This window comes from Saccharothrix xinjiangensis, from assembly GCF_039527585.1.
In the GTDB taxonomy this organism is placed as follows: domain Bacteria; phylum Actinomycetota; class Actinomycetes; order Mycobacteriales; family Pseudonocardiaceae; genus Actinosynnema; species Actinosynnema xinjiangensis.
The window spans coordinates 89782-112628 of record NZ_BAAAKE010000018.1; the positions used below are offsets into that span (position 1 = coordinate 89782).

Consider the following 22847-nt stretch of genomic DNA (forward strand, 5'->3'; position numbering starts at 1 on the left):
CCCGGCGGCAGCGCCCTAACGGGCGAGAAGTGCCTCGACGGGGTGGGACGTCACCCGGGGCGACCCGATCGGGTGGGCAGCCGAGGTCGGTGTCGGTGACGCCGTCGGTGAGGGTTGTCCAGTGAACCGGGGGTGTCCAGGCAGGCCGGCAGCGCGGAGCCGAGCAGGCGGCCGGCCGATTCGTAGCCGGAGTGCAGGACGACGCGCAGGGAGCTGTGCAGGACCTGCCGGTTGACGGTGCCGGTGTCGTGGTGCCGGGCGAGGTGGCCGGTGATGCCGCCGCGGGTCGGTCCGTCGAGCCACCTGCCGGTCAACTCGGCCAACCGCGCGCGGACGAACGCGGCCGCCAGGGCGGGGTTGGCGCTCTGCCGGAGCACCGACTGCGTGCTGCCGCCGTTCTCCGCGGTGACCGGGGTGCCGTCGTGGGCGGGCAGGGGCGCGACGGCCCATTTGCCCGCCCCGCCGGGCACCGAGGCCTCCAGCACCCCGGGCATCCACGCCCCCACCGCCAGCGAGGCGATCGTGCCGTCACCCAACGCCCGGTACCAGGCGTCGGTCCACCCCGGGATCTCCGCGACCAACCGGTTCTCCACCAGTTGGTCCCACACCGACCGGTTGTAGAACAACGCCATCGGACCCGAGTCCTGCGGCAGCCCGAACAACCCGTCCCCGACCCGCACCGAGTTCCACGTCGAGGGCGTGTAATCGGACTCGAACCCGCCGAACCCGTAGGGGCCCAGATCGACCAACGCCCCGGTCAGGGCGAACTGCGGCAACGCCTCGCCCTGCTGCCGCTCGACGGAGCCGATGTTTGCGCGAACAGCACCGGGGACGCCAGTTCCTCCGCCCACGACGTGCACAGGGCCGGCAGTAGCGGGGCGCGGCCCACTGCCGCACCCCGCCCCGCGCGCCCCGCGCGCCCCGCTCAGCCCTGCTGCGCCGCCTCGTCCATCCAGAAGGCTTCCCAGTGGTGGCCGTCGAGGTCGGTGAAGCTGCGGCCGTACATGAAGCCGTGGTCCTGGGCTTCCTTCACCTGCCGCCCACCGGCCGCCAGCGCCTTGTCCGCCAACTCGTCGACCTTCTCGCGGCTGTCCACGGACAGGGCGAAGATGGCCTCGGTCGCCTTGTGGCTGTCGACGACCTCCTTGTCGGTGAACGTCTTGAAGAACGGCTCGGTGGCCAGCATCGCGTAGACGCTGTCGCCGAAGACGATGCAGCTCGCGTTCTCGTCGGTGAAGTTCGGGTCGTGCGCGAAACCCAGCGCGGCGAAGAACTCGATGGACTTCGGCAGGTCGCTCACCCGCAGGTTGACGAAGATCTTCACGGACATGGAAAAACCCCCATTGCGCAATCGGACGTGCCCCCCGGACACCTCTGTGTCCTCGGGAAACTTGTGTGTCCGCCGGACACTGGGTGTACGGTAGACACAGATCGACCACGGGGGCAACCCCCGAGTGGAAGTGGTGGTGGATGGCGAGCGAGAGCCCCGGAACGGACCTGCTGTGGGGTGGGCGCGACAAGCCGGCGCGGCGACCGCGGCTCGCCCTCACCGTCGACCGGATCGCCGCCGCCGCCATCGAGGTGGCCGACGCCGAAGGCCTGGGCGCGGTCTCGATGCAGCACGTCGCCGCGAAGCTGGATGTGACCAAGATGGCGCTGTACCGGCACGTGGCCAGCAAGGCCGAACTGGTGGCGGTGATGACCGAGTCGGCCATCGGCGAGCCGCCGGACCTGCGGGACGTGCCCGGCGGGTGGCGGTCGAGGCTGGTGCGGTGGTCGGAGCTGATGCGCGAGACGTGGCAGCGCCACCCGTGGATCCCCGCGGCGACCACGGGCGAGCGGGCGACGGGCCCGCACGAGGTCGGCTGGACCGAGTCGGCGGTGGCGGCCCTGGAGGGCACCGGGCTCGACGGCGGCGAGCGGATGGACGCGGTGTTCCTGCTCAGCGGCCACATCCGCAACACCATGTCCTCGGCCACGGCGGGCACCCAGCCGTGGACGGCGGACAAGCACCTGCGGTCGGTCCTGCACGAGCACCGGCAGCGGTTCCCGGCCCTGCACGCGGCCGCGGGGGCGACCAACGGGTCGCCCCGCGACAACGGGTGGGAGTTCGGGCTCGACCGGATCCTCGACGGCCTGGAAGTGCTGATCGACTCCCGCGCGTGACGACCGGGGCCGCCCGGCCGCCGAACCCGACGACCGGGCTCACCGGGCTCACCACGACCGGGCCCGCCCGCCCCGGTCAGAGGTCGACCGTGCCGGTGATCCCCGGTCGCACGTCGCCGCCCACCCACAGCCCGTCGTCGTCCAGGTCGACGTGCACGCGGGCGGCGCGGCCGATCGCGGTGCCCTGGGCGGCGACGTAGGCGCGCGGCGCGGCGCCGTCCTCGATCAGCCACCGCGCGAAGCCCGCGTTGAGGCTGCCCGTCGCCGGGTCCTCGACCAGGGACCCGTCGGCGTCGGTGAAGGCGCGGACCTCGAAGTCGGCGTCACCGCCGGCCGGGTGCGCCCCGATCACGCCCACGTCGAGCCCCGCCAGGCCGGCCGGGTCCGGCGCCAGCGCCAGCACCCGCTCCGCGTCGGCCAGCCGCACGCCGATCCACTCCGGCCCGTTGACCAGCCACGAGCACCCGACGACCTCATCCCGCTCCACGCCGAGGGCCGCCGCGACCCGGGCTGCCAGGGGTTCGGCCACCGGCTCGAACCGGGTCATCGGCGGCGCGGCGAACGCGAACCGGTCGCCGCGCGCCCGGACCCGCACGAGGCCGGCGGCGCACTCCTGCACGACCACGCCGTCCCGAGCGGGCTCTCCCCCGCCGGCCAGCCAGGCGTGCGCGGACCCCAGGGTCGGGTGGCCGGCGAACGGCAGTTCGGTCGAGGTGGTGAAGATGCGCACCCGGTAGTCGGCGTCGCCGGTGGTGGGCCGGAGCAGGAACGTGGTCTCCGAGAGGTTCGTCCAGCGCGCGAAGCGCCGCATGTCCTCGTCGGTCACGTCGTCGGCCGCCGCCACGACCGCGAGCGGGTTGCCGGCGTAGGCCGCCGAGCCGAAGACGTCGACCTGCCGGAACGGGTGCGAGATCATGACCACACCCTAGCGTGCAACTAGTTGCACTGCACTCAGTTGCACAGTACGGTCGCCGCCATGGCGTTGGAGCACGCGATCCTGGTGTCGCTCGACGAGCGGGCCGGCACCGGTTACGAGCTGGCCCGCCGGTTCGACCGGTCCATCGGCTTCTTCTGGGCGGCCACCCACCAGCAGATCTACCGCACCCTCAAGCGGATGGTCGACCTCGGTTGGGTGACCTGCCGCGAGGAGGCCGGTGACGGCAGGCCGGACCGGAAGGTCTACGAGCCGGCCGACGCGGGTCGCGCCGAGCTGGCCCGGTGGCTCGTCGAACCCGGCGAGCCGGAGACGATCCGGCACGAGCTGGCCGTCAAGGTGCGCGGCGCGTCGCTGGGCGATGTGGCCGCGGTCGTCGCCGAGGTCGCCAGGCACCGCGAACTGCACGCCGAACGGCTCGGCGCGTACCGCGCCGTGGAGGAGAAGGACTTCCCCGACGCGTCCGGGCTGACCGGGCGGCGGCTGCACCAGCACCTCGTCCTGCGCGGCGGCGTGCGCGCCGAGCAGGCCCTGGTCGACTGGTGCGACGAAGTCCTGGCCGCACTGCGGGAGGACACCCGGCGATGACCGAGTACCCGAACCTGTTCCAGCCCTTGGACCTGGGCTTCACCACCCTGCCCAACCGCGTCCTGATGGGCTCCATGCACACCGGCAACGAGGACCGCGCCAAGGACTTCGACCGGCTCGCCGCCTACTTCGCCGAACGCGCCCGGGGCGGTGTCGGCCTCATGGTCACCGGCGGCTTCTCCCCCAACCGCGCCGGGTGGCTCTACCCGTTCTCGTCCAAGCTCAGCACGCGCCGCGAGGCACGCCGCCACACCGCGGTCACCGAGGCCGTGCACGACAACGGCGGCAAGATCGCCCTGCAACTGCTGCACGCCGGCCGCTACGCCTACCACCCGCTGAGCGTGTCCGCGTCCGCGCTGAAGTCGCCGATCAGCAGGTTCAGGCCGCGCGCCCTGTCCGACCGGGGCGTCCGCGCGCAGGTCGACGCCTTCGCCCGCGCCACCGCCCTCGCCCGGGAGGCCGGTTACGACGGCGTCGAGGTCATGGGCTCCGAGGGCTACTTCATCAACCAGTTCCTCGCGCCCCGCACGAACAGGCGCACCGACCGCTGGGGCGGCAGCCCGGAGAACCGCCGCCTCCTGGCCACCGAGGTGGTCCGCCGCTGCCGCGAGGCCGCCGGCCCCGACTTCATCATCATCTACCGGCTGTCGCTGCTCGACCTGGTCGAGGACGGGCAGACGTGGGACGAGGTCGTGCGGTTGGGCCAGGAGGTCGAGCAGGCGGGCGCGACCATCATCAACACCGGCATCGGCTGGCACGAGGCGCGCGTGCCCACCATCGTCACCTCGGTGCCCCGCGCGGCGTTCGCCGGCGTCACCGCCCGGCTGCGCCCGCACGTCGGCGTGCCGGTGGTCGCCTCCAACCGGATCAACATGCCGCAGGTCGCCGAGGAGGTGCTGGCCCGCGGCGACGCCGACCTGGTGTCGATGGCGCGGCCGTTCCTGGCCGACCCCGACTGGGTGCGCAAGGCCGGGACCGGCCGCGCGGACGAGATCAACACCTGCATCGCGTGCAACCAGGCGTGCCTGGACCACACGTTCTCGCTGAAGAAGGCGACGTGCATGGTCAACCCGAGGGCGGGCAACGAGACCACGCTGGCGCTGCTGCCCGCGCGCCGCGCCAAGCGGGTCGCGGTGGTCGGCGCCGGTCCGGCGGGCCTCGCGGCGGCGACCGCGCTGGCCGAGCGCGGGCACGCCGTCGAGCTGTTCGAGGCCGAGGGCGACGTCGGCGGCCAGTTCGCCATCGCCCGGCGCATCCCCGGCAAGGAGGAGTTCGCCGAGACGATCCGCTACTACCGGCGGCGGATCGAGGTCACCGGGGTGCGGCTGCACCTGAACCGGCGGGCGGGCGTCGAGGACCTGGCCGGGTTCGACGAGGTGGTGGTCGCCACGGGCGTGGTCCCGCGCGTGCCCGCCATCCCGGGCGTCGAACGGGCGCTGTCCTACGTGGACGTCGTGCGGCACGGCGCGGAGGTGGGCGAGCGGGTCGCCGTGATCGGCGCGGGCGGCATCGGGGTGGACGTCAGCGAGTTCCTCACCCACCGGCCGCTCGACCTCGACGGGTGGCGCGCCGAGTGGGGTGTCGGCGATCCCGCGCGGGTGCGCGGCGGTGTCGCCGATCCCGTGCCCGCCGCGCCCGCGCGGAAGGTGTACCTGTTGCAGCGCAAGGCCTCCCGCATCGGCCGCGACCTGGGCAAGACCACCGGGTGGGTGCACCGGGCGGCGCTGAAGGCCAAGGGCGTCGAGCAGCTGACCGGCGTGAACTACGAGCGCATCGACGACGCCGGCCTGCACATCACGTTCGGCCCGGGGCGCGAGGACCCGCGCCTGCTCGAAGTCGACGCGGTGGTGGTGTGCGCGGGCCAGGAACCGGTGCGGGACCTGGTGGACGCCCTCGCCGGGCGAGGCGTCACCACGCACGTCATCGGCGGTGCGGACGTGGCCGCGGAGCTGGACGCCAAGCGCGCCATCGACCAGGGCACTCGCCTGGCCGCAGCCCTCTGACCTCCGCGCCCGCGCGGGCGCCCGACGGGAGACGATGAGGTATGCGCCCGGACGGATGGAGCTTCACCGCGACGGCGTTCGCGGGGGCGTGGCAGCGGCGCACCGACGCGGAGCCCGCTGTCGACTGGCGGGTCCGCCTGCACCGCCTCGGCACGCTCACCCTGCCGCGATCGCACCCCGAGGGCCGGGCGCGGGTCCTGGGCGCGCGGGACCACGAGGACCTCGTCCGCTGGTGCGGCGAGTTCCTCGACGCCGGCGCGACGGACGTCGTCCTGTTCACCGACCCGGGCAACCCCGCCGGCAACGCCCTCTACCGGCGGCTCGGGTACGTCCCGATCGCCGAGTTCACCGGGTACGCCTTCGCCGGCGGCGGGACGGTCGGCGGCTGACCACGTGGAGGAGGTGGTGCGGGACCGGCCGCACCGGCGGGTGGTGCGCGTGGGCGACACGATCAGGCGGCCGACCTGGTCGTGGCCGGGCACCTGCGGGAGCCGGGCGCCGGGGTCGCTTGGAGCGGGGCCACCCGGCACCTGGTGGACGGCCGGCGATTTTGTTGCCGAATTGGCAAAAGGCTTTGCCGCGACCGACAGAGCCGGCGCATCTTGGTCGTGGAGGTGGTCACGATGACCCAGGAGTTGGACGACAGCTATGACGTGGTGGTGGTCGGCGGTGGCGCGGCGGGGTTGAACGGGGCGCTGATGCTGGCCCGCTCGCGGCGGTCCGTGGTGGTGGTCGACGCGGGCGAGCCGCGCAACGCGCCCGCCGAGGGCGTGCACGGGTTGCTGGCCCGCGACGGCGTGCCGCCGGGTGAGCTGCTGGCGCGCGGGCGGGAGGAGGTGCGCGGATACGGCGGCCACGTGGTCACCGGCGAGGTCACCGCCGCCCGCCGCGACGGCGACCGGTTCACCGTGGCGCTCGCCGACGGCCGGGAGGTCCGCGCCCGCCGGCTGCTGGTCACCACCGGTTTGGTCGACGAGCTGCCGGAGATCCCCGGCCTGCGCGACCGGTGGGGCAAAGACGTCCTGCACTGCCCGTACTGCCACGGCTGGGAGGTGCGCGACCGGGCCATCGGCGTGCTGCTCACCGGGCCGGTGTCGGTGCACCAGGCGCTGATGTTCCGGCAGCTCAGCGACGACGTCGTCCTGTTCGCCCACACCTCGCCGCGGCCGGCGGGCGAGGAGGCCGAGCAGCTGGCCGCGCGCGGCATCCGCGTGGTGCCCGGCGAGGTGGCGTCCCTGGAGGTCGCCGACGACCGCCTGGTGGGCGTGCGGCTGGGCGACGGCGCGGTGTTCGCCCGCGAGGCGCTGGCGGTCGGGCCGCGGGTGGTGGCGCGCGCCGACTTCCTGGCGGACCTCGGCCTGAAGGCGGTCGAGCACCCGAAGGGCATCGGCGAACACGTCCCCGCCGAGCCGACCGGGCTCACCGAGGTGCCCGGCGTGTGGGTCGCGGGCAACGTCACCGACCCGAGCGCGCAGGTCGGCGCCTCCGCGGCGGCGGGCGCGCTGGCCGGCGCCCACATCAACGGCGACCTGGTCATGGAGGAGACCCGCCGGGCGGTCGACGCCCTGCGCGACCCGTTCTCGGCGAGGTCCGAGGCGGCGGTGGCCGAGCTGGTGGCGGGCGACCGCCGCCACGGCCTGTGAGGTCGGACCGGCCTCGTCCCGGGCCGATCCGACCTGGTTCGCGCCGCGGGGGTGAGCGCGCAGTGGTGGCACGAGCGGGCTCGCGGCGCCGACCGGCGCGCCTCCGCGGTCCTCTTCCGGGGGTTCAGGCTGTCGGGTGAATCCCGCCGACCTCGACCGGCGTTCCGGGGGACGCGGTGCCACGCTGGTCGGTGATCGGACCGGGGAGGTGCCCGGGATGGTGACGCCCGAACGCGGGACCTGGGTGCGCAACCTGGTGTCGGGCACCGTGGGCGAGGTGGTGCAGGCCGGTGTGGTGCACGGCGGCATCCACCTGAACGCGCCCGCGCCCGCCCGGGTGGCGCCGCGCCAGTTGCCGGCCGCGCCGGGGGTGTTCGCCGGGCGCGTGGCGGAACTGGCCGCGCTGGACCGCGCCCTGGCCCCCGCCGGTCCGGCGGTGGTGCCGCTCTCGGTGATCGGCGGCGCCGGCGGGGTCGGCAAGACGTGGCTCGCGTTGACCTGGGCCCACCGCAACCTGCACCGCTTCCCCGACGGGCAGTTGTTCGCGGACCTGCGCGGCTTCGGCCCGACCGGGCGACCGGTCGAGCCGGCGGGCGCGGTGCGCGGGTTCCTCACCGCCCTCGGGGCCGACCCGGATCGCCTCCCGCCGGACCTGGACGCGCTGTCCGCCCTGTACCGCGCCCTGATCGCCGGGCGGCGGGTGCTGGTAGTGCTGGACAACGCGGCCACCACCGACCAGGTCGTGCCGCTGCTGCCCGGCAGCCCGACCTGCGCCGTCCTGGTCACCGGCCGCGCCACGCTCGCGTCCCTGATCGACCGCCACGGCGCCCGCCACCTGTCCCTGGACGTGCTCACCCGCGCCGAGTCCCGCGACCTGCTGACCGCCCGCCTCGGCGCCGGCCGGGTCGACGCCGAACCCGACGTGGCCGACGAGCTCGTCGCGCTGTGCGGCGGCCACCCCCTGGCCCTGGCGATCACCGCCCGCCAGGCCGCCACCCGCCCCGCCATCCCCCTGGCCGGGTTCGCCGCCGAACTGCGCGAGCTGGGCCTGGAAGCACTCGACCACGACACCGATCCCGCCGCCGGCCTGCCCACCGTGCTCTCCTGGTCCCTGCACCACCTCACCGATCGGCAGCGGGCGGTGTTCGCGCTGCTCGGCACAGCCCCGGGCCCGGACACGGACCTGCCCGCCGCCACAGCCCTCACCGGCCTGCCCCGAGCCCGCACCCGCGAGGTCCTGCGAGCCCTGGAAGACCACTGCCTGCTGGAACGCCGCCCGCACGGCCGCTACCGGATGCACGACCTCATCCGCGCCTACGCCAACACCTGTGACACGCCGGCGCGGCAGGCGGCACTGGAGCGGGTGGTGGACTTCTACCTGCACACCGCGTCCGCGGCAGCCCACCTCCTCGACCCGCACCACGCGCCGATCCGACCCGACCCCCCCCGCCCCCGGCGCCCACCCCCAACCGCTGCCCGACCGCCGGACCGCGCCGGCCTGGCTGGACACCCACCACACCCACCTGTCGGACGCCCAGCGCACCGCAGCGACCCACCACCGCCACCGGACCGCGTGGCACCTGGCCCGCACCCTGACCACCTTCCACCAGCAGCGCGGGCACCACCGCGAAGCGCTGGCCGTGTGGCGGATCGCGGCCCGGCGGCACCACAACGCGGCGGGCGAGGCGTCCACGTCGAACAGCCTGGGGCGGCTGTCCCACCGCACCGGCGATCACCACCGGTCCATCCACCACCACGACCAGGCCCTGAGCCGGTACCGCGCCCTCGGCGACACCACCCGCACCGCCCGCACCCTCGACCACCTGGGCCACCCCCACGCCGCGCTCGGCAACCACTCCCGAGCCCGTGAGGCCTGGGGAGAAGCCCTGGAGCTGTACCGGGGCCTGGGGCGCGACGCCGACGCCGACCGCGTCCAGCGGCAGGTGGACGACCTCGACCGGAGGTGTCAGCGGTCGGCCCAGGTGCCCGCCGCGTCGAGCAGGCGGTCCAGCAGGGCGTCCGGCACCGGGCCCGGTTCGAGCGCGCCGCGGTAGAGCAGCGGGCCGATCAGCAGCGCCGCCGCGTCACCGGGGTCGACGGCGGCACGGAGTTCGCCGGTCCGCACCGCCATCTCCAACGACGCGCGGAGCCGGCCGCCGATCATCGCGGCGAGCCGGTCCCGGCGTTCGGTGATCTCGGGGTTCCACACCGCGCCGTGCAGCAGCGAGGTCGTCACGGCGAGCACGTCGGGCAGGGCCAGCTCGTCGGCGAGCACGCGCAACTGGGCCTTGAGCCACGGTCTCACCGGGGTGGTCGGGTCGAGGAAGAACGGCATCCGCACGCCGGCCATGGCATCGGTCAGCAACTGCTCCGGTCGCGACCAGTGGCGGTAGACGGTGGCCCGCCCCACCTCCGCGCGCGCGGCGACGCGCTGGTGGGTGACGGCGGCCGGTCCTTCTTCACGCAGGAGTTCCCGCGCGGCGGCGAGGACCGCCTCACGGCTGCGGGTGACGCGCGGGTCTTCGGTGTCGGCCACGCCCCTACTTTATGAGACATGTTGACTCGAAGGCGAGCGCTCTGCCAAGCTCCAACTATGAGACAAAGTGACTCAAAGACAGCTCGACTGGTCGTCCTCGGCGCCACCGGGCGCACCGGGCGGGCCGTGGTCGACGTCGCGCTGCGCGCCGGGCACGCCGTCACCGCCGTAACCCGCCGGACCGGCGCCCTGCCGCCCGCCCCCGGGCTCACCGTCGCGGTGATCCCCGATCTCGCCGACCACGACCACCTCACCCGCGCCGTCGCCGGCCACGACGCCGTCATCAGCACCCTGGGCGCCACCGAACGCGGCCCGGTCACGGTGTGCGCGGACGGCGTCCGGGCCGCCCTGCTCGCGATGGGCGCGACCGGCGTCCGGCGACTGGTCGTGGTCAGCGCCCACGGCGCGGCCGAGAGCCGCGACCGCTCGCCGTACTCGCTGGCGCTGTGGGCGTCGGTCGGGCACAAGATGCGCGACAAGGAGTCGATGGAGGCGCTCATCCGGGCGTCGGGCGCCGACTGGACGATCGTCCGGCCGCCCGCGTTGCGCGACTCCGCGCCGACCGGCCGCTACCGCACCGGCACCGACCTGCGCATCCGGTTGACCACCGCCGTCTCGCGGGCCGACCTCGCGGACTTCGTCGTGCGCGAGGCCGTCGCCCCCTCCTACCGCCACCTCGCGCCCAGGATCGCGGCGTGAGCGCCACCGGGATCCGGGCCGACCTGAACGGCCGCACGGCGTTCGTCACCGGCGGCGCCGGCGGCATGGGCCGGGTCATCACGACCGAACTGGCCAGGGCCGGCGCGCACGTCGTCACGACCAGCCGCGACCGCGGGCGCGGCGAGGAGCTGCGGCGGCGCGTCGCGGACGAGGTCGGCGCCGACCGCGTCGAGGTCCTGACCGGCGACCTCTCCTCCCGCGCGGACCCGCACCGGCTCGCCGCCGAGTTCACCGCGCGGCACGACGCCCTGCACCTGCTCGTCAACAACGCGGGCGCGCACTACCGGGAGCGAGCGCTGACCGCCGACGGCGTGGAGAGGCACCTGGCCGTCAACCACCTCGCCGGGTTCACCCTCACGCACCTCCTGCGCGGCCACCTGCTCGCCGCCGGGCACGCCCGCGTGGTCAACGTCGTCTCCGCCACGATGTCCGACGCCCGCACCGTGCCCCTGTTCGGTCGCGCCCGACCCGTCCCGCTCGACCTGACCGGCGTCACCGACGTCCGCGCCCTCAACCCGGCCGAGGGGTACGTGCCCTTCCAGGCCTATGCCAGGGCGAAGCTGCTCGCGACGACCTGCGGCTACGAGTTCGCCGAACGACTGCGCGGCACGGGCGTCACCGTCAACGCCGTCCACCCCGGCATCGTCAGCACCGGCATCGTCGACGACCTGGTGCCGACCGCGCTCGCGCCGTTCCGGCGGCTCGTCCACCGCTTCCTGCTCACCCCCGAGCAGGGCGCCGAGGCCGCGCTGCGCCTGGCCACCGACCCCGACCTCGCCGACACCACCGGCCGCTACTACGTCCGCGACCGGGAAGCGCGCTCACCCGACGCCTCCTACGACCCCGATGTGCGGGCCGTCGCCTGGCGACTGAGCCTGGACTGGGCGACCGCGCCGAGCGGCGCCGCTTGAGCACCCGCCGCGGTGTTCACCTCGACGCCACTGGATCTTCGGCGCACCGTCCTTGAAAGGGCGTCCCGCCTGTGTTCGGATTCCGACGTCGTGCCGACGGACGGGATGTCGCGTGAACAGGTTGCTCGTCGCCAGTGGCGTCGTGGTGGTGGTGCTGCTGGTCGTGGTCTTCAGCGTCATGGCCTCCAACGACCGGCGGGAACGGCGGGAGGCGTTCGAACGGGCGTTGGCCGAAGGCGGCCACACCGCCTCCTCGCTGTGGGACGACGAGGACGGCAAGCACCAGTCCACGCAGTTGGTCAACGGCTGCCTGGTCGAGTTCGACGAGGTGTCCACCGCCGACGGCCGGGTGGCCTACGAGGTCGACGAGGTGCAGACCGGGTCCACCAGGGGCCGGCTCGGCGGTGAGGACGAGCTCGACTCCGGTGTCGTCGGCGGTCGGAGCGCGTTCAGGATCACGCGGGCGGACCTGGTCACCGCGCTCCGGACCGCGAACTACCCCTGCTTCCGCGACGAACAGCCCGCGACGACGAGCCGGTAGGCCCCGTCCCCGGACCTGCGCCTCAGGCCTCCTCGTCCGTGAGGTGGGCGAGGGCGGTGATGACGCGTTCGGCGATGTCCGGTGGCCAGTTGAAGGCCGCCGCCACCGCTCGCTGGTGGGCCAGTCCGTGCAGACCGAGCCACAGCGCGACGGCGTCGGCCGCGAGGTCGGTGCTGGTCGCGCAGCCGGCGTCCACGCACTCCTCCAGGACGTCGGCGAGCAGCTCCATGCTCGACCGCCCCAGTGAGGACAGGTCGTCCTCGGTCAGCGAGCTCTCACCCAGATCAGGCGTCCACAGCCCGCCGAACATGGTGCGGTAACGCCCGGGATGGGCCTGGGCGAACCCCAGGTAGGCGCCGCAGACGGCGAACAGCCGCTGCCGGGGACCGGCCGTGGCGTCCACCGCGGCCCGGAGCTCGACGTCCAGGTCGGCGAAGGCGTTCTGCACGACGGCCAGCATGATCGCCGGCTGGTCCGGGAAGTGGCGGTAGATCGACGGCGCGGCGATCCCGACCCGGCGGGCGACCGAGCGCAGGGTGATGGCGCCCTCGTCGCCGGTTTCGTCGAGCAGCTCGACCGCGGCCGCCACGATCTCGTCCCGCAGCCGGGCGCCCTCGCCTCGCCGGTTGCGGGTGCGGATCGCGTTCTTCTCGGTTTCCACACCGTGAGCTTACGCAGGGAAACTCATCTCCGTCAGCTCTTGCGCCCGGTAGGTTTACGTCCGTAGCCTTACGACTGTAAACACAACGAGACGGAGAGGGCGCACCGTGGAAACCGCCACTGTCACCGCCACCGAGGTCGTCCTGCCGGGCAAGGTCGGACCGGACGGGCTGCACCTCCGCACCCGCGAGCTGCCCGCGCCCGCCGCCCGCCAGGTGGTGCTGCGCATGGAAGCGACCGGCGTGTCGTTCGCCGAGCAGCAGATGCGGCGCGGCAAGTACTTCTCCCAACCGCCGTTCCCCTTCGTCCCCGGGTACGACGTGGTCGGCACGGTCACCGCGACCGGTCCGGGCGTCGACACCGCGATGATCGGGCGCCGGTTCGCCGCGGTCACCAAGGTCGGCGGCTGGGCCAGCGCCCTGGTGCTCGACGCCGCCGACCTGGTTCCCGTGCCGGACGAGGTTTCCTCCGCCGCCGCGGAGACCGTGCTGGTCAACGGCGTCACGGCCTGGCAGGTGCTGCACCGCGCCGCCGCGGTGCGACCGGGCGGGACGGTCGTGGTGCTGGGCGCCAACGGCGGTGTCGGCTCCACGCTCGTGCAGCTGGCCCGCCACGCCGGGCTCACCGTGATCGGCACGGCTTCGCCACGCCACCACGCGGCGTTGCGCGAGCTGGGCGCGACCCCGGTCGACTACCGCGATCCGGACGTGCACCGGCGGATCCGGGAACTCGCGCCGGCCGGGGTGGACGCGGTGTTCGACCACGTCGGTGGCGCCGCGGTGGTCGAGTCGTGGCGGCTGCTGCGCCGGGGCGGGACGCTGGTGTCCTACGGCACCGCGGCGACGAAGGACGTCGAAGGCAGCTCGCAGCTGCCCGTGCTGACCCTCCTCGCGCGGCTGACGTGCTGGAACTACCTGCCCAACGGCAAGAGCGCGCGCTTCTACAACTTCTGGGCGGGCAAGCGCCGCCTGGACGTCTTCCGCGACCGGCTGCGCGAAGACCTCACCCGCGTGCTGCGGCTGGTGGCCGACGGGGTCGTCCGCCCGCAGATCGCCGCGCGGATCCCCCTGTCCGACGCCGGCGCGGCGCTGGCCCTGGCCGAATCGCGCACGGTCACGGGCAAGGTCGTCATCGTCCCGGACGCGAACCGGCCTTGAGCCGGACCCCCTCCCACCCCGTGCGAACCACCTACCGCCGCCGGAGGCACCCAGCCATGGCCACCCTCACCGCCCCGGTCGCCACCACGACCACCGCCGCGCGCGCCGGCGACACCGACAACCGCGCCACCTACCTCAGCTTCGGGCTCGCCTACCTCGTCGGACACGGCGCCGCCGCGGTGTCCGGAGGCCCCGACCCGCTGCTCAACCTGCCCGGGTGGTTGCCGATGACGCTGCTCGGCGCCGGTCTCGCCGCAGGCACCGGGTACGCCACCGTCGCCGCGGCTCGCGCCCAGCGCGGCGCCGGCACAGCCGACCTGCTCAGCGGCCGGCTCCTCGGCCTGTCCTGGATCGGCGGGTTCGCCGCCCTCTTCCTCGCCATCACCGGCCTCACGTCCACCCTGGGCACCCCCGAACTGCCGGCCGTGCTCTGGCCCGCCGGGTCCGGCCTCGTCGTCGGCCTGCTCTACCTCGGTGAAGGCGCCGTGCGCCGCAACGTCCTGCACTACGGCCTCGGCACGTGGCTCGCCCTGGTCTCCACCACCTCGCTCGCCTTCGGCACGCCCGGCCTCTTCTGGGTCCTCGCCCTCGCCGGCGGTGGCGGTTACGCGGTCGCCACCGTCCTCGAACACCGCCGCCTCGCCGCCCGCTGACCCCGGGGAAGCACCGCGAGAGAGCCCGAACCAGCACTCCACCACCACTTGAGAGGTCCCAGATGACCACCCTCCCCCGTGCCCTCCGCATCGCCGCGCCGAGCACGACCCTGACCCTGTCCGCGCAGGCGCCGGCCCTGGCCGGTGAAACCCCGCCGGGCGCGGCGGCCTTCCAGGACTGCCGGGGGTGACGGTCGACCGGAACGCACCGGTGATCAGCCGTGCCGGCGTCCTCATCGACGCGTCGCCGGCGGAGATCCGGCGCCTGCACACCGACATCGACCGCTGGGAGACCTGGATCCCGGAGATCACCCCGGCGCGCAAGAGGACGCCGGGCCCCTGCGACCCGGTTCCGTGTTCACCTGGTCCCCGCAGAACATGGCAGCCGAGTCGGCGATCACGGCGGTCCGGCCGATGCGGTGCCGGAATCGGCTCAGAGCCAGTGGTTGCGCTTGAAGATGTGGTGCAGGACGAGGCAGGCGATGAGGGTGCTCGTCAGCACGAGGGGGTAGCCGTAGGCCCAGCGCAGTTCGGGCATGTGGTCGAAGTTCATGCCGTAATTGCCGAAGACCATGGTGGGCACGGCGACGATGGCGACCCAGGCGGAGATCCGGCGCATGTCGTTGTTCTGTTGCAGGGAGACCTTGGCCAGGGTGGCGTTGACCAGGGTGGTGATCAGTTCGTCGTGGCCGGCGACGCGTTCGGCCGCGGCGGTGAGGTGGTCCTCGACGTTGCGGAAGTAGGAGCGGATCGCGTCGGGCACGAGGGGGTCGGGCTCGGCGCTGAGCGCCCGCAACGGGCCGGCCAGGGGGACGATGGCGCGCTTGAGCTCCACGATCTCCCGCTTGACCAGGTAGAGCTGTTCCACGCCGATCTCGCTGCGCGGTGCGAAAACGGCTGCCTCGACGTGGTCGATGTCGTTCTGGACGGCGTCGACCACGTCGAGGTAGCCGTCGACGACGTGGTCGACGACGGCGTGCAGGACCGCCGCGGGGCCGGTGGCGAGCCGTTCGGGCTGTCGTTCCAGTTCCTCGCGCAGGGTGGCGAAGTCGGAGTGGCAGACGGTGAGGACGTAATCGGCGCCGAGGAAGACCACGACCTCACCGGACTCGACGATCTCGTTGGCGGTGGTGGGCGACTCGTGCTCGACGTAGCCGACCGTCTTGAGCACCATGAGCAGGCTGCCCTCGTGGCGCTCCAGCTTCGGGCGCCGGTGGGCGTGCACGGCGTGCACGGCGTCCTCGACGGCCGACTCGGGCAACGCCAGGGCGTCCGCGATGTCGCTGGTCCGGCGCCGGTCGGGGGCGACCAGCCCGATCCAGGCGAACCCCCGGCCCAGGGCGCGGACCTCGGCGATGGCCTCGACCGGAGACCGGCGCCCCGGCCGGCGGAGGCCGTCGACGTAGACGCCGCAGGCCACGACGCTGTCGCGGGTGGTCGTGGACGCACCGGGGCCGTCGGCTGCGGGAAGCACCATGAGGGCAGATCATGCCCTGGACACGTGACCGGATGTCACCTGACCGGAGGAAGCCTCACGGGATCCTCGCGCTGTGGTGCCGGGACGCCATCTTGTGGTGCGGCAGTCGAGCACCAGCGCCACGGCGATCGTCTCCCACGACCGCTTTGACGACCAACAGCAGGGTGCGGGCACAACACCGACCCGGTGACATCGCCGTCTCATCAGGGCCGGTCGGGAACCGGGGCGGGCACCGGTGCGACCACTGGTACGAGCCCGCACTCCGGTCCCGAAGGACCCCTGGCCGAAAGGTTCGTCGACCGTGGGTCACGATGTTCACGTCGTCATCGTCGCGTCGAAGGCCGCTCATGCCTGACGGACACGCGCGCATCACCGTCTGCGGGGAGTGCTGTAGCGGCGTTACCCGCGACCACCCCGTGTACGACCACGAACGGCGGTTGGGCATGCTGCGTGAAGCGCTCGACGGCGTCGCGGAGGTCCGCCGGTCCAAGTGCCTGCACTCCTGCCCCGACACCCACGTGCTCGTCGTCCACCCCTCCCCCGCCGCGCGCGCCGCCGGGGCGAAACCCCTCTGGCTGGGCCGGATCCTCGACGATCAGGCGCTGAGCGAGTTGGTCGGCTGGATGAGCAGCGACGATCCCGGCCTCACCACGCCACCGCCGTCGCTCCGGGACAGGACGATCCCGCCGCCGCACCCGCGCTGCAAGTGAGCGGTCACGTGGCACGCCGTCGACACTGCCGGTGAGGTCGGTCGGACCTGATCTACGCTGCGGGCGTGGACTTCTTCACCGCACCCGATTCCAGGGCGGCCGCGACGGCGTTGGAGGTGTGCCAGGAGTACGCCGAGCCGTGGTTGCTGCACCACTCGCTGCGCGCTCACGTGTGGGCCAAGGCGTATGCCGCGAAGGTGGACATCGCGCACGACGGCGAGCTGCTCTACGTCGCGGCCCTGCTGCACGACCTGGCGCTGACCTCGCCGTTCGACAGCCACGAGCTGCCGTTCGAGGAGGCGGGCGGGCACCTGGCGCGGGTGTTCGCCGCGGGGGCGGGGTGGGGGCGGGCTCGGCGCAACCGGTTGAGCGAGGTCATCGTGCTGCACATGCGCGACGACGTGCCCGCCGACGACGACCCGGAGAGCCACCTGTTGCAGGTCGCGGTGAGCGCGGACGTGTCCGGGAGCCGGTTGTCGGAGTTCTCGCCGGACTTCCGGGCCGAGGTGGTCGAGCGCTACCCGCGGCTGGGGTTCGCCGAGGCGTTCTTGGAGCGGTTCGCCGACCAGGCCCGGCGCAAGCCCGGCTGCGCGGCGGCCGGGCTGGTGGGGTCGGATTGGCCGGAGCGCGTGCGGAAGAACCCGTTGGACCTGCTCGGCTGAGCGCCAAGCAGGTCCAAACGGACCTCACTTCAGCGCGTAGGCGCGGATGATCGTCTGGTCGACCGAGTTGCCCGCGCCGTCACGGGCCTGGGCCTTGAGCGACGCGTACCGCGCGCCGGCCGGGTGCACGACCGCCGCGACCCAGCGCTCGCCCACCTCGACCAGCGGCACGGGCTTCCAGGTCTTCCCGTCGTCGTAGGACACCTGCACCGCGGTGCGCACGCCGGACGTGCGGGTCGTGTCGTTGCGCTGCACGTACACCGGGAACGCGAACGGCCGCCCGGCCCGCGCGCGGTTCCGGTCGTCCAGCGACGGCGCGAACCGCACCGCCAGCAGCGGCAGGGCCCGCGGTTCCCGGCCCTCGACGTGCTCCGACGTGAACGTCCAGTCGGCCGTGACCCGCGTGGACAGCTCGGCCGGGCCCGCCCGGTCGGCCGAGGTGCTCAGCCGGTAGGTCCCGCTCGTGGCGGCCACTTCCGCCCTGAGGTTGCCCTCGACGGCCTGCTCGGCGATCAGCTCCCCGTCGCGGTGCAGCCCGGTCCACCCCCGCTCGACCGGGGCGTAGCCGAAGTGGCGCGGGTCCCGGTCGGTGAACAGCGGCACGTCGACCGCGATCACGTCGCCGAACCGGCGGCCCCACTGACCGGGGTCCGCCGTCCTCGGGAACGCGGGACCGAACACGGCGGCGTTCCACTCCTCGGTGACCGGCCGCCCCCGCTCGAACCGGCGGGGCGCGGCGGTCAGCTGGTAGCCCTCGTACGGGTAGGCGTCGGGGTTCTCGCCCTGGATGAAGTTCCCCGACCAGTCGATGCCGGGCGAGTAGCGCTCGGTGACGCGCAGCGGGAGCGGTCCGCCCGCCACCTGGTGGACGAACCCGGACCCGCCCGCGGTCGCCGCCGAGGCCTTCGAGGTGACCTCCACGAGGTCGCGGTCGGCGAAGGTGCGCTCCAACCGCGCGGGCACGCCGCCGTCGTGCTCCCAGCCCACGTTGTACTGGTACGGGCTGCCGGCGAAGTGGCCGGCGCCGTCCGGTTCGGCCAGCCTGGCCCGCACCGAGAAACCGGCCTCGCCGGGCGCGGACGTCCTCGACGGGACGTGCCGGATCCCCTTGAGGTCCCTCGACACCACGCCGAACGCGATCCGCCCGGCCGCGGTGTCGCGGTGGAAGTACGTCTCGGCGAAGCCGACCTCCGCGCGCGGTGGCGGCACCCGCATGGTGACCTCCCGGCCGTCGCGCGCGTCGAACACCAGGTCGGCGGGCCCGTCGACCAGGACGTTCGGTTCCAGGAACTGGGTCAGCGGGTGGTCCGGGTAACCCGAGACGTACGCGTCGAAGTGGTACGCGCCGCGGGGCAGCCGGAGGTCGACCGCGCCGGACCGGTCGTGGCCGGAGTAGGACTCGGGCCGCACCACGTCGGCGAAGCGGAAGGTGTGGTCCGCGGTGGGCGCGCCGTCGTGGCCGAGGAAGGTCACCCGCACGTCGTAGCTCTCGACCTCCTTGGTGAAGCCGATCGGGGTGCGCGCGGACGCGCCGCCGCCGGTGGCGACCACCGCTCCCGCGTACCGGCCGTCCGGCGAGTCCAGCGAGGTGGTCGTGGTGACGGTGACCGACGCGGAGCCGCCCGCCGGCACGGTGACCGTGGCGGGCGTGGCGGTGACCAGGCCCGCCGGGGCCGGGTTGCCGGCCGGGTCGCGCAGGTCGGCGGACAGGTCCAGGGTGACCGGGGTCGTGCCGCCGTTGCGGTAGGTCAGCCGCCGCTCGATCGGCGCGTCGTCGTGGTGCGGCCACGACGCGGTGCCCAGGCTCAGCGACGCGGGCGAGACCGACAGCGACTGGGCGACGGCGCGGGCCACGTCCAGGCGTCCGGCGCCCTGCTCGTGGACCGACAGGGCGTCGTCGGGCCGCGCGCTGCCCATGAGCGTGCCCTTGAGCTGGTCGGCCGTCCAGTCGGGGTGCCGCGCGGCGAGGATCGCCGCTGCGCCCGCCACGTGCGGTGCGGCCATCGAGGTGCCCGACAGCGCCACGTGCGCCTCGCCGACCGGCGTGCCGATGCGCCCGTTGCGGGCCCGCGCCGCCACGACGTCCACGCCCGGCGCGGTGATGTCCGGTTTGATCGCGCCGTCGCCCTCGCGCGGTCCGCGCGAGGAGAACCGCGCGAGGCCGTCCTCGCGGTCCACCGCGCCGACGGTGAGCGCCGAGTCGGCGGCGGCCGGGCTGCCGATGGTGCCCGCCGAGGGGCCGGTGTTGCCCGCCGCCACGACGAACAGCGCGCCGCTGCGCTCGGTGAGCCGGTCGACGGCCAGGGACATCGGGTCCGCGCCGTCGCTCGGCAGGGAGGAGCCCAGGCTCATGTTCACCACGTCGGCGCCCGCGGCCGCGGCCCACTCCATGCCGGCGATGACGTCCGACTCGCGCCCGCCGCCACCGTCGCCGAGCACCTTGCCGACCAGCAGCCGGGCGTCCGGGGCGACGCCCTGGTAGGCGCCCGAGCCGGTGATCGTGGCCGCGACGTGAGTGCCGTGGCCGTTGCGGTCGTCGGTGGTGTCGCTGAGGCTGAAGTTGCGCGCCTCGACCACCGCGCCGGCGAGGTCGGGGTGGTCGGCGTCGACGCCGGTGTCGAGCACCGCGACCGTCGCGCCGCGGCCGGTGTGCCCCGCCCGCCACGCCTCCGGCGCGCCGACCTGCGGCACGCTGCGGTCCAGCGAGGACCGCACCGGGCCGTCCAACCACACCCGCGTCACGCCGGCCGCCACCGCGCCCGACCAGAACGAACCGTCCCCGGGCGCTTCCACGGCGTACCCGCCGATGCTCGGCAGCGGCTCCCCCGCGACGGCCGGGCCGTCGGTGACGACGATCAGCGGGGTCCCGCCGCCGGCCCGGTCGTCGTAACCCGCCCGCAGCAGGCCGGCGACGTCGAACAGCCGCTCGTCCAGGACGCCGGACCGCACGGCGCCCGCCGCGTCGAGGGGCACGACGTGCAGCGCGCCGTCCCGGTCTCGCCGCTGGAGGAACCGCACCCCCTCGCGCCCCCGGGCCGGCCTCACCTCGGCGCGGCCGGCCCGCACGGTGACCCGGTCGCCGGTCAGCAGCGTCACCGTGCCGCCGGGTAAGGCCCCCGGCGGCTCGGGCTCCGGTGCGCCCGGCGCGGCGGTGCCGGCGCCGGCGGTCAGCAGCGCCGCCGTCACCACCCCCGCCGCCAGCAGCGCCGTCGTCCTGCGGGACATGTGGCCTCCCCCTGTCACCGTGGCGGCGCCTCACCGACCACCACTCCCGACGGTGACCATGGCACCGCGGGGAGCGGCGCCGCTACGGCGTCCCGGCACCTGGTCGGCGGAACCGCCGCGGCGCCTCGCGGACGACCTCCGCGCCGGCCGCCACCCGGTCCACGACCTCCTTGACCGCCAATGGATTCCGCTGTCCGGACGACGCCGTCCCGGTCGGACCGGCACTACCGTGCGAATCGGTTCAGATGGACATCTCGCAACGGAGCGAACCATGCCCAAGACACGTGTTCTCCAGGCAGCCCTGGCGCTCGCCGTCGTCCTGCCGCTGGTGACCGCGCCGGCCGCGTGGGCCGAGGTGCGGATCACCGAACTGCCCGGCCTGCCCGACCACCCCACTCACCGCACGGTCGGCGTCAACGACCTGGGTCAGGTGATCGGCGCCGCCTACGGCAACGGTCCCGTCCGCGGCGTGCACTGGACGCCCGGCGGCGCGGCCGTCGACCTCGGCGCGGGCAACCCCCGGGCGATCAACCAGCGCGGGCAGGTGCTCGTCGTGGAGGCCAAGAGCTCCGTCGGGCCTTACGTCAACCGGCCCAGGATCTGGCGGGCCGGCGAGGTCGTCGACATCACCCCGCCCGGCTCGGGGTGGGTGGGCGCGGAGGTGATCAACGACAGCGGCCAGGTGCCGATGACGTACTCCACCTCGTCCTCCGGGTACCACCAGGAGCGGGCCGCGGTGTGGCGCGGCGACGAGCACGAGGCGCTGCCGCTGTCGGAGCCCCACCTGTTCATCGACGCGATCAACGACGCGGGTGTCGTGGTCGGGTCGAAGCTGCCGATGTTCGCCGGGGACCGCTACGCGTTCCGCTGCGAGGGCGTCACGTGCACGCGGCTGGCCACGACGCCCGGCACGGGCCCGTACGAGCTGTCGGCGATCAACGAGGCCGGTGTGGTCGTCGGGAACAAGGACGGCCTGGCCCTGCGCTGGGAGGGCGACTCGGTGACCGTGCTGTCGCCCGACGGCCGGGTGGCCCGCGGCCCGCAGGCGATCAACGAGCGCGGCGACGTGGTCGGCGTGACGACGGACGCGAGCGGCGTGCGGCGGGCGACGCTGTGGCCGGGCGGCGGCAAGCCGGTCGTGCTGGGCGTGCCGGGGCCCGCCGAGGCGGTGGCGGTCAACGACCGGGGCGACGTGCTCGGCTGGTCGTCGGCCGACGACCCGGACGCGGCGCGCGCGTTCCTGTGGCGCGACGGGAAGCACGTGTGGCTCGGCTCGCTCGGCGGCGCGCACAGCCTGCCGGTGGCGTTGAACAACCGGGGTGCGGCGGTCGGCGAGAGCACCACCGCGGACGGCACGATCAAGGCCGTGAAGTGGACGGTGGTCGACGAGCGGCCGCTCCGCTGACTGTGCACGCCGGGTGATGCCCTGATCACCGTACGTCCCGGTGAACAGCCGCACGGGCGGGATCGGGCGACTTCTGCCGCCGGGTGGCCGACAATGTTCGTCGTGGACTGCGACACCTGCCGCGAGGCCCTGTCAGCCCGGGTGGACGGCGAGGAGGAACCCGCGCCCGCCGCCGAGACCGACGCGCACCTGACCGGGTGCGCGTCGTGCCGGGCGTGGCAGGACCGCGCGACCGCGCTGACCAGGTCGTTGCGGCTGCGCCCGGCGACGCCGACACCGGACCTGGCGACCGCCGTGCTGGACGCCGCGCCACCGCTCGTGCGCACCGACGGGTGGTACGCGCGCGGCGGGTTGGCGGCCGTGGCGGTCGCGCAGCTGACCCTGGGGCTGTCCCAGCTGCTGGGTGCGGGCGCGGGCGCGGCGCGCGTGTCGGGGCACGGCGACCACGGACCCGGCCACCTGTTCAACGAGGGCACGGCGTGGAACCTGGCGCTGGGGGTCGGCCTGCTGTGGGCGGCGCTCAAGCCGCGGGCGGCGGCGGGGCTGCTGCCCGTGGTGGCGGCGTTCGTGGTGGTGGTCGGCGGGTTCTCGGCGTGGGACCTGGTGAACGGGCAGGCGACGGTGACCCGGGTGACGTCGCACGTGATCCTGGTGCTGGCCCTGGTGGTGCTGGTGGTGGTCCGGCGCGGTCACCGCGACCCCGACGGGGAGCGGGAGGCCGACGTCGAGCCCGGGGTCGGCACCGGCCCCGGGTCGGACGCCGAACCGGGAGGCGAGGGCGGGACCCGGCCGGCGCGGGGAACGCGCTTGAGGCCGGTGGGCCGGGGCCGCGCGGCCTGACGGACGGGCCTCCCGC

24 protein-coding genes are annotated in these 22847 nt (G+C 74.3%); 16 read left to right on the plus strand and 8 right to left on the minus strand.

What is annotated here, in order from left to right; all coding sequences use genetic code 11:
- Nucleotides 1-50 precede the first annotated feature (50 nt).
- Nucleotides 51-851: a type 2 periplasmic-binding domain-containing protein gene (locus ABD223_RS28835; RefSeq protein WP_344039729.1), complete on the minus strand. Its 801-nt coding sequence runs from the start codon at nt 849-851 to the stop codon at nt 51-53.
- A 74-nt stretch (nt 852-925) separates the two neighbouring features.
- Entirely contained in the window at nt 926-1330 is a 405-nt protein-coding gene (locus ABD223_RS28840; RefSeq protein ID WP_344039730.1) for a VOC family protein, read from the minus strand.
- 140 nt (nt 1331-1470) lie between these two features.
- On the opposite strand from ABD223_RS28840, the gene ABD223_RS28845 reads away from it, so the two are divergent.
- Nucleotides 1471-2166, plus strand: a complete 696-nt coding sequence (locus ABD223_RS28845; RefSeq protein ID WP_344039731.1) for a TetR/AcrR family transcriptional regulator — start codon at nt 1471-1473, stop codon at nt 2164-2166.
- A 76-nt stretch (nt 2167-2242) separates the two neighbouring features.
- Here the strand turns inward: ABD223_RS28845 and ABD223_RS28850 are convergent, their stop codons facing one another.
- Nucleotides 2243-3082, minus strand: a complete 840-nt coding sequence (locus ABD223_RS28850) for a PhzF family phenazine biosynthesis protein (RefSeq protein WP_344039732.1) — start codon at nt 3080-3082, stop codon at nt 2243-2245.
- A gap of 60 nt (nt 3083-3142) precedes the next feature.
- On the opposite strand from ABD223_RS28850, the gene ABD223_RS28855 reads away from it, so the two are divergent.
- From ABD223_RS28855 to ABD223_RS28870, 4 genes are all read left to right on the plus strand, one after another.
- Nucleotides 3143-3688 (plus strand): PadR family transcriptional regulator, encoded by a 546-nt coding sequence (locus tag ABD223_RS28855; protein WP_344039733.1) that lies wholly within the window; start codon nt 3143-3145, stop codon nt 3686-3688.
- Nucleotides 3685-5691, plus strand: coding sequence for an oxidoreductase (locus ABD223_RS28860; RefSeq protein WP_344039734.1), 2007 nt, complete (start codon nt 3685-3687; stop codon nt 5689-5691). Before ABD223_RS28855 ends, ABD223_RS28860 begins: the two co-directional genes overlap by 4 nt.
- A 41-nt stretch (nt 5692-5732) precedes the next feature.
- Nucleotides 5733-6080 (plus strand): GNAT family N-acetyltransferase, encoded by a 348-nt coding sequence (locus ABD223_RS28865; protein ID WP_344039735.1) that lies wholly within the window; start codon nt 5733-5735, stop codon nt 6078-6080.
- A 234-nt stretch (nt 6081-6314) separates the two neighbouring features.
- Complete coding sequence (locus tag ABD223_RS28870; RefSeq protein ID WP_344039736.1) at nt 6315-7334, plus strand: NAD(P)/FAD-dependent oxidoreductase; 1020 nt, start codon at nt 6315-6317, stop codon at nt 7332-7334.
- A gap of 124 nt (nt 7335-7458) precedes the next feature.
- On the opposite strand, the gene ABD223_RS43860 is transcribed toward ABD223_RS28870, so the two are convergent.
- A complete protein-coding gene (locus tag ABD223_RS43860) occupies nt 7459-8757 on the minus strand; it encodes a hypothetical protein (protein WP_465269838.1) in 1299 nt (432 codons plus the stop codon).
- 217 nt (nt 8758-8974) lie between these two features.
- Here ABD223_RS43860 and ABD223_RS28880 point away from each other — a divergent pair, with 217 nt between their 5' ends.
- Nucleotides 8975-9388 carry a tetratricopeptide repeat protein gene (locus ABD223_RS28880; protein ID WP_344039737.1) on the plus strand — a complete coding sequence of 138 codons (414 nt, stop codon included), beginning with the start codon at nt 8975-8977 and terminating at the stop codon, nt 9386-9388.
- On the opposite strand, the gene ABD223_RS28885 is transcribed toward ABD223_RS28880, so the two are convergent.
- The gene (locus ABD223_RS28885) at nt 9301-9870 is read right to left on the minus strand and encodes a TetR/AcrR family transcriptional regulator (RefSeq protein WP_344039738.1); all 570 of its coding nucleotides are present in this window, start codon (nt 9868-9870) and stop codon (nt 9301-9303) included. The genes ABD223_RS28880 and ABD223_RS28885 overlap by 88 nt on opposite strands.
- Nucleotides 9871-9927: 57 nt before the next feature.
- Between ABD223_RS28885 and ABD223_RS28890 the strand changes: the two genes are divergently transcribed.
- The 3 genes from ABD223_RS28890 to ABD223_RS28900 all read left to right on the plus strand — a co-directional run bounded on the left by ABD223_RS28890 (nt 9928) and on the right by ABD223_RS28900 (nt 12042).
- On the plus strand, nt 9928-10569 hold the full coding sequence (locus tag ABD223_RS28890; RefSeq protein ID WP_344039739.1) for an NAD(P)-dependent oxidoreductase: 642 nt from the start codon (nt 9928-9930) through the stop codon (nt 10567-10569).
- Nucleotides 10566-11501, plus strand: a complete 936-nt coding sequence (locus ABD223_RS28895; RefSeq protein ID WP_344039740.1) for an SDR family NAD(P)-dependent oxidoreductase — start codon at nt 10566-10568, stop codon at nt 11499-11501. Before ABD223_RS28890 ends, ABD223_RS28895 begins: the two co-directional genes overlap by 4 nt.
- Nucleotides 11502-11613: 112 nt before the next feature.
- On the plus strand, nt 11614-12042 hold the full coding sequence (locus ABD223_RS28900) for a hypothetical protein (RefSeq protein ID WP_344039741.1): 429 nt from the start codon (nt 11614-11616) through the stop codon (nt 12040-12042).
- Nucleotides 12043-12064: 22 nt separating this feature from the next.
- Here the strand turns inward: ABD223_RS28900 and ABD223_RS28905 are convergent, their stop codons facing one another.
- Complete coding sequence (locus tag ABD223_RS28905; RefSeq protein ID WP_344039742.1) at nt 12065-12703, minus strand: TetR/AcrR family transcriptional regulator; 639 nt, start codon at nt 12701-12703, stop codon at nt 12065-12067.
- A gap of 106 nt (nt 12704-12809) precedes the next feature.
- Here ABD223_RS28905 and ABD223_RS28910 point away from each other — a divergent pair, with 106 nt between their 5' ends.
- The 3 genes from ABD223_RS28910 to ABD223_RS28920 all read left to right on the plus strand — a co-directional run bounded on the left by ABD223_RS28910 (nt 12810) and on the right by ABD223_RS28920 (nt 14703).
- Entirely contained in the window at nt 12810-13859 is a 1050-nt protein-coding gene (locus ABD223_RS28910) for a medium chain dehydrogenase/reductase family protein (RefSeq protein WP_344039743.1), read from the plus strand.
- Nucleotides 13860-13915: 56 nt separating this feature from the next.
- Complete coding sequence (locus ABD223_RS28915; protein ID WP_344039744.1) at nt 13916-14512, plus strand: ABC transporter permease; 597 nt, start codon at nt 13916-13918, stop codon at nt 14510-14512.
- 62 nt (nt 14513-14574) lie between these two features.
- Entirely contained in the window at nt 14575-14703 is a 129-nt protein-coding gene (locus ABD223_RS28920; protein ID WP_344039745.1) for a hypothetical protein, read from the plus strand.
- A 242-nt stretch (nt 14704-14945) separates the two neighbouring features.
- On the opposite strand, the gene ABD223_RS28925 is transcribed toward ABD223_RS28920, so the two are convergent.
- Nucleotides 14946-15989 (minus strand): magnesium and cobalt transport protein CorA, encoded by a 1044-nt coding sequence (locus ABD223_RS28925; RefSeq protein ID WP_344039746.1) that lies wholly within the window; start codon nt 15987-15989, stop codon nt 14946-14948.
- Between the two features lie 443 nt (nt 15990-16432).
- Between ABD223_RS28925 and ABD223_RS28930 the strand changes: the two genes are divergently transcribed.
- Nucleotides 16433-16699 carry a (2Fe-2S) ferredoxin domain-containing protein gene (locus ABD223_RS28930; RefSeq protein ID WP_344039747.1) on the plus strand — a complete coding sequence of 89 codons (267 nt, stop codon included), beginning with the start codon at nt 16433-16435 and terminating at the stop codon, nt 16697-16699.
- A gap of 65 nt (nt 16700-16764) precedes the next feature.
- Nucleotides 16765-17361, plus strand: a complete 597-nt coding sequence (locus ABD223_RS28935) for an HD domain-containing protein (RefSeq protein ID WP_344039748.1) — start codon at nt 16765-16767, stop codon at nt 17359-17361.
- Nucleotides 17362-17385: 24 nt separating this feature from the next.
- On the opposite strand, the gene ABD223_RS28940 is transcribed toward ABD223_RS28935, so the two are convergent.
- Nucleotides 17386-20586 (minus strand): S8 family serine peptidase, encoded by a 3201-nt coding sequence (locus ABD223_RS28940; protein ID WP_344039749.1) that lies wholly within the window; start codon nt 20584-20586, stop codon nt 17386-17388.
- Nucleotides 20587-20857: 271 nt separating this feature from the next.
- Between ABD223_RS28940 and ABD223_RS28945 the strand changes: the two genes are divergently transcribed.
- Complete coding sequence (locus ABD223_RS28945; protein WP_344039750.1) at nt 20858-21991, plus strand: hypothetical protein; 1134 nt, start codon at nt 20858-20860, stop codon at nt 21989-21991.
- Nucleotides 21992-22084: 93 nt separating this feature from the next.
- Nucleotides 22085-22831: a zf-HC2 domain-containing protein gene (locus ABD223_RS28950; protein ID WP_380646974.1), complete on the plus strand. Its 747-nt coding sequence runs from the start codon at nt 22085-22087 to the stop codon at nt 22829-22831.
- Nucleotides 22832-22847: the final 16 nt, after the last annotated feature.

Bases quoted from the DNA above. Each gene is read 5' to 3' on its own strand.
- ABD223_RS28840 (WP_344039730.1), bottom strand. From the start codon at position 1,330: ATGTCCGTGAAGATCTTCGTCAACCTGCGGGTGAGCGACCTGCCGAAG.
- ABD223_RS28845 (WP_344039731.1), top strand. From the start codon at position 1,471: ATGGCGAGCGAGAGCCCCGGAACGGACCTGCTGTGGGGTGGGCGCGAC.
- ABD223_RS28850 (WP_344039732.1), bottom strand. From the start codon at position 3,082: ATGATCTCGCACCCGTTCCGGCAGGTCGACGTCTTCGGCTCGGCGGCC.
- ABD223_RS28855 (WP_344039733.1), top strand. From the start codon at position 3,143: ATGGCGTTGGAGCACGCGATCCTGGTGTCGCTCGACGAGCGGGCCGGC.
- ABD223_RS28860 (WP_344039734.1), top strand. From the start codon at position 3,685: ATGACCGAGTACCCGAACCTGTTCCAGCCCTTGGACCTGGGCTTCACC.
- ABD223_RS28865 (WP_344039735.1), top strand. From the start codon at position 5,733: ATGCGCCCGGACGGATGGAGCTTCACCGCGACGGCGTTCGCGGGGGCG.
- ABD223_RS28870 (WP_344039736.1), top strand. From the start codon at position 6,315: ATGACCCAGGAGTTGGACGACAGCTATGACGTGGTGGTGGTCGGCGGT.
- ABD223_RS28890 (WP_344039739.1), top strand. From the start codon at position 9,928: ATGAGACAAAGTGACTCAAAGACAGCTCGACTGGTCGTCCTCGGCGCC.
- ABD223_RS28915 (WP_344039744.1), top strand. From the start codon at position 13,916: ATGGCCACCCTCACCGCCCCGGTCGCCACCACGACCACCGCCGCGCGC.
- ABD223_RS28920 (WP_344039745.1), top strand. From the start codon at position 14,575: ATGACCACCCTCCCCCGTGCCCTCCGCATCGCCGCGCCGAGCACGACC.
- ABD223_RS28925 (WP_344039746.1), bottom strand. From the start codon at position 15,989: ATGGTGCTTCCCGCAGCCGACGGCCCCGGTGCGTCCACGACCACCCGC.
- ABD223_RS28930 (WP_344039747.1), top strand. From the start codon at position 16,433: ATGCTGCGTGAAGCGCTCGACGGCGTCGCGGAGGTCCGCCGGTCCAAG.
- ABD223_RS28940 (WP_344039749.1), bottom strand. From the start codon at position 20,586: ATGTCCCGCAGGACGACGGCGCTGCTGGCGGCGGGGGTGGTGACGGCG.
- ABD223_RS28945 (WP_344039750.1), top strand. From the start codon at position 20,858: ATGCCCAAGACACGTGTTCTCCAGGCAGCCCTGGCGCTCGCCGTCGTC.
- ABD223_RS28950 (WP_380646974.1), top strand. From the start codon at position 22,085: ATGTTCGTCGTGGACTGCGACACCTGCCGCGAGGCCCTGTCAGCCCGG.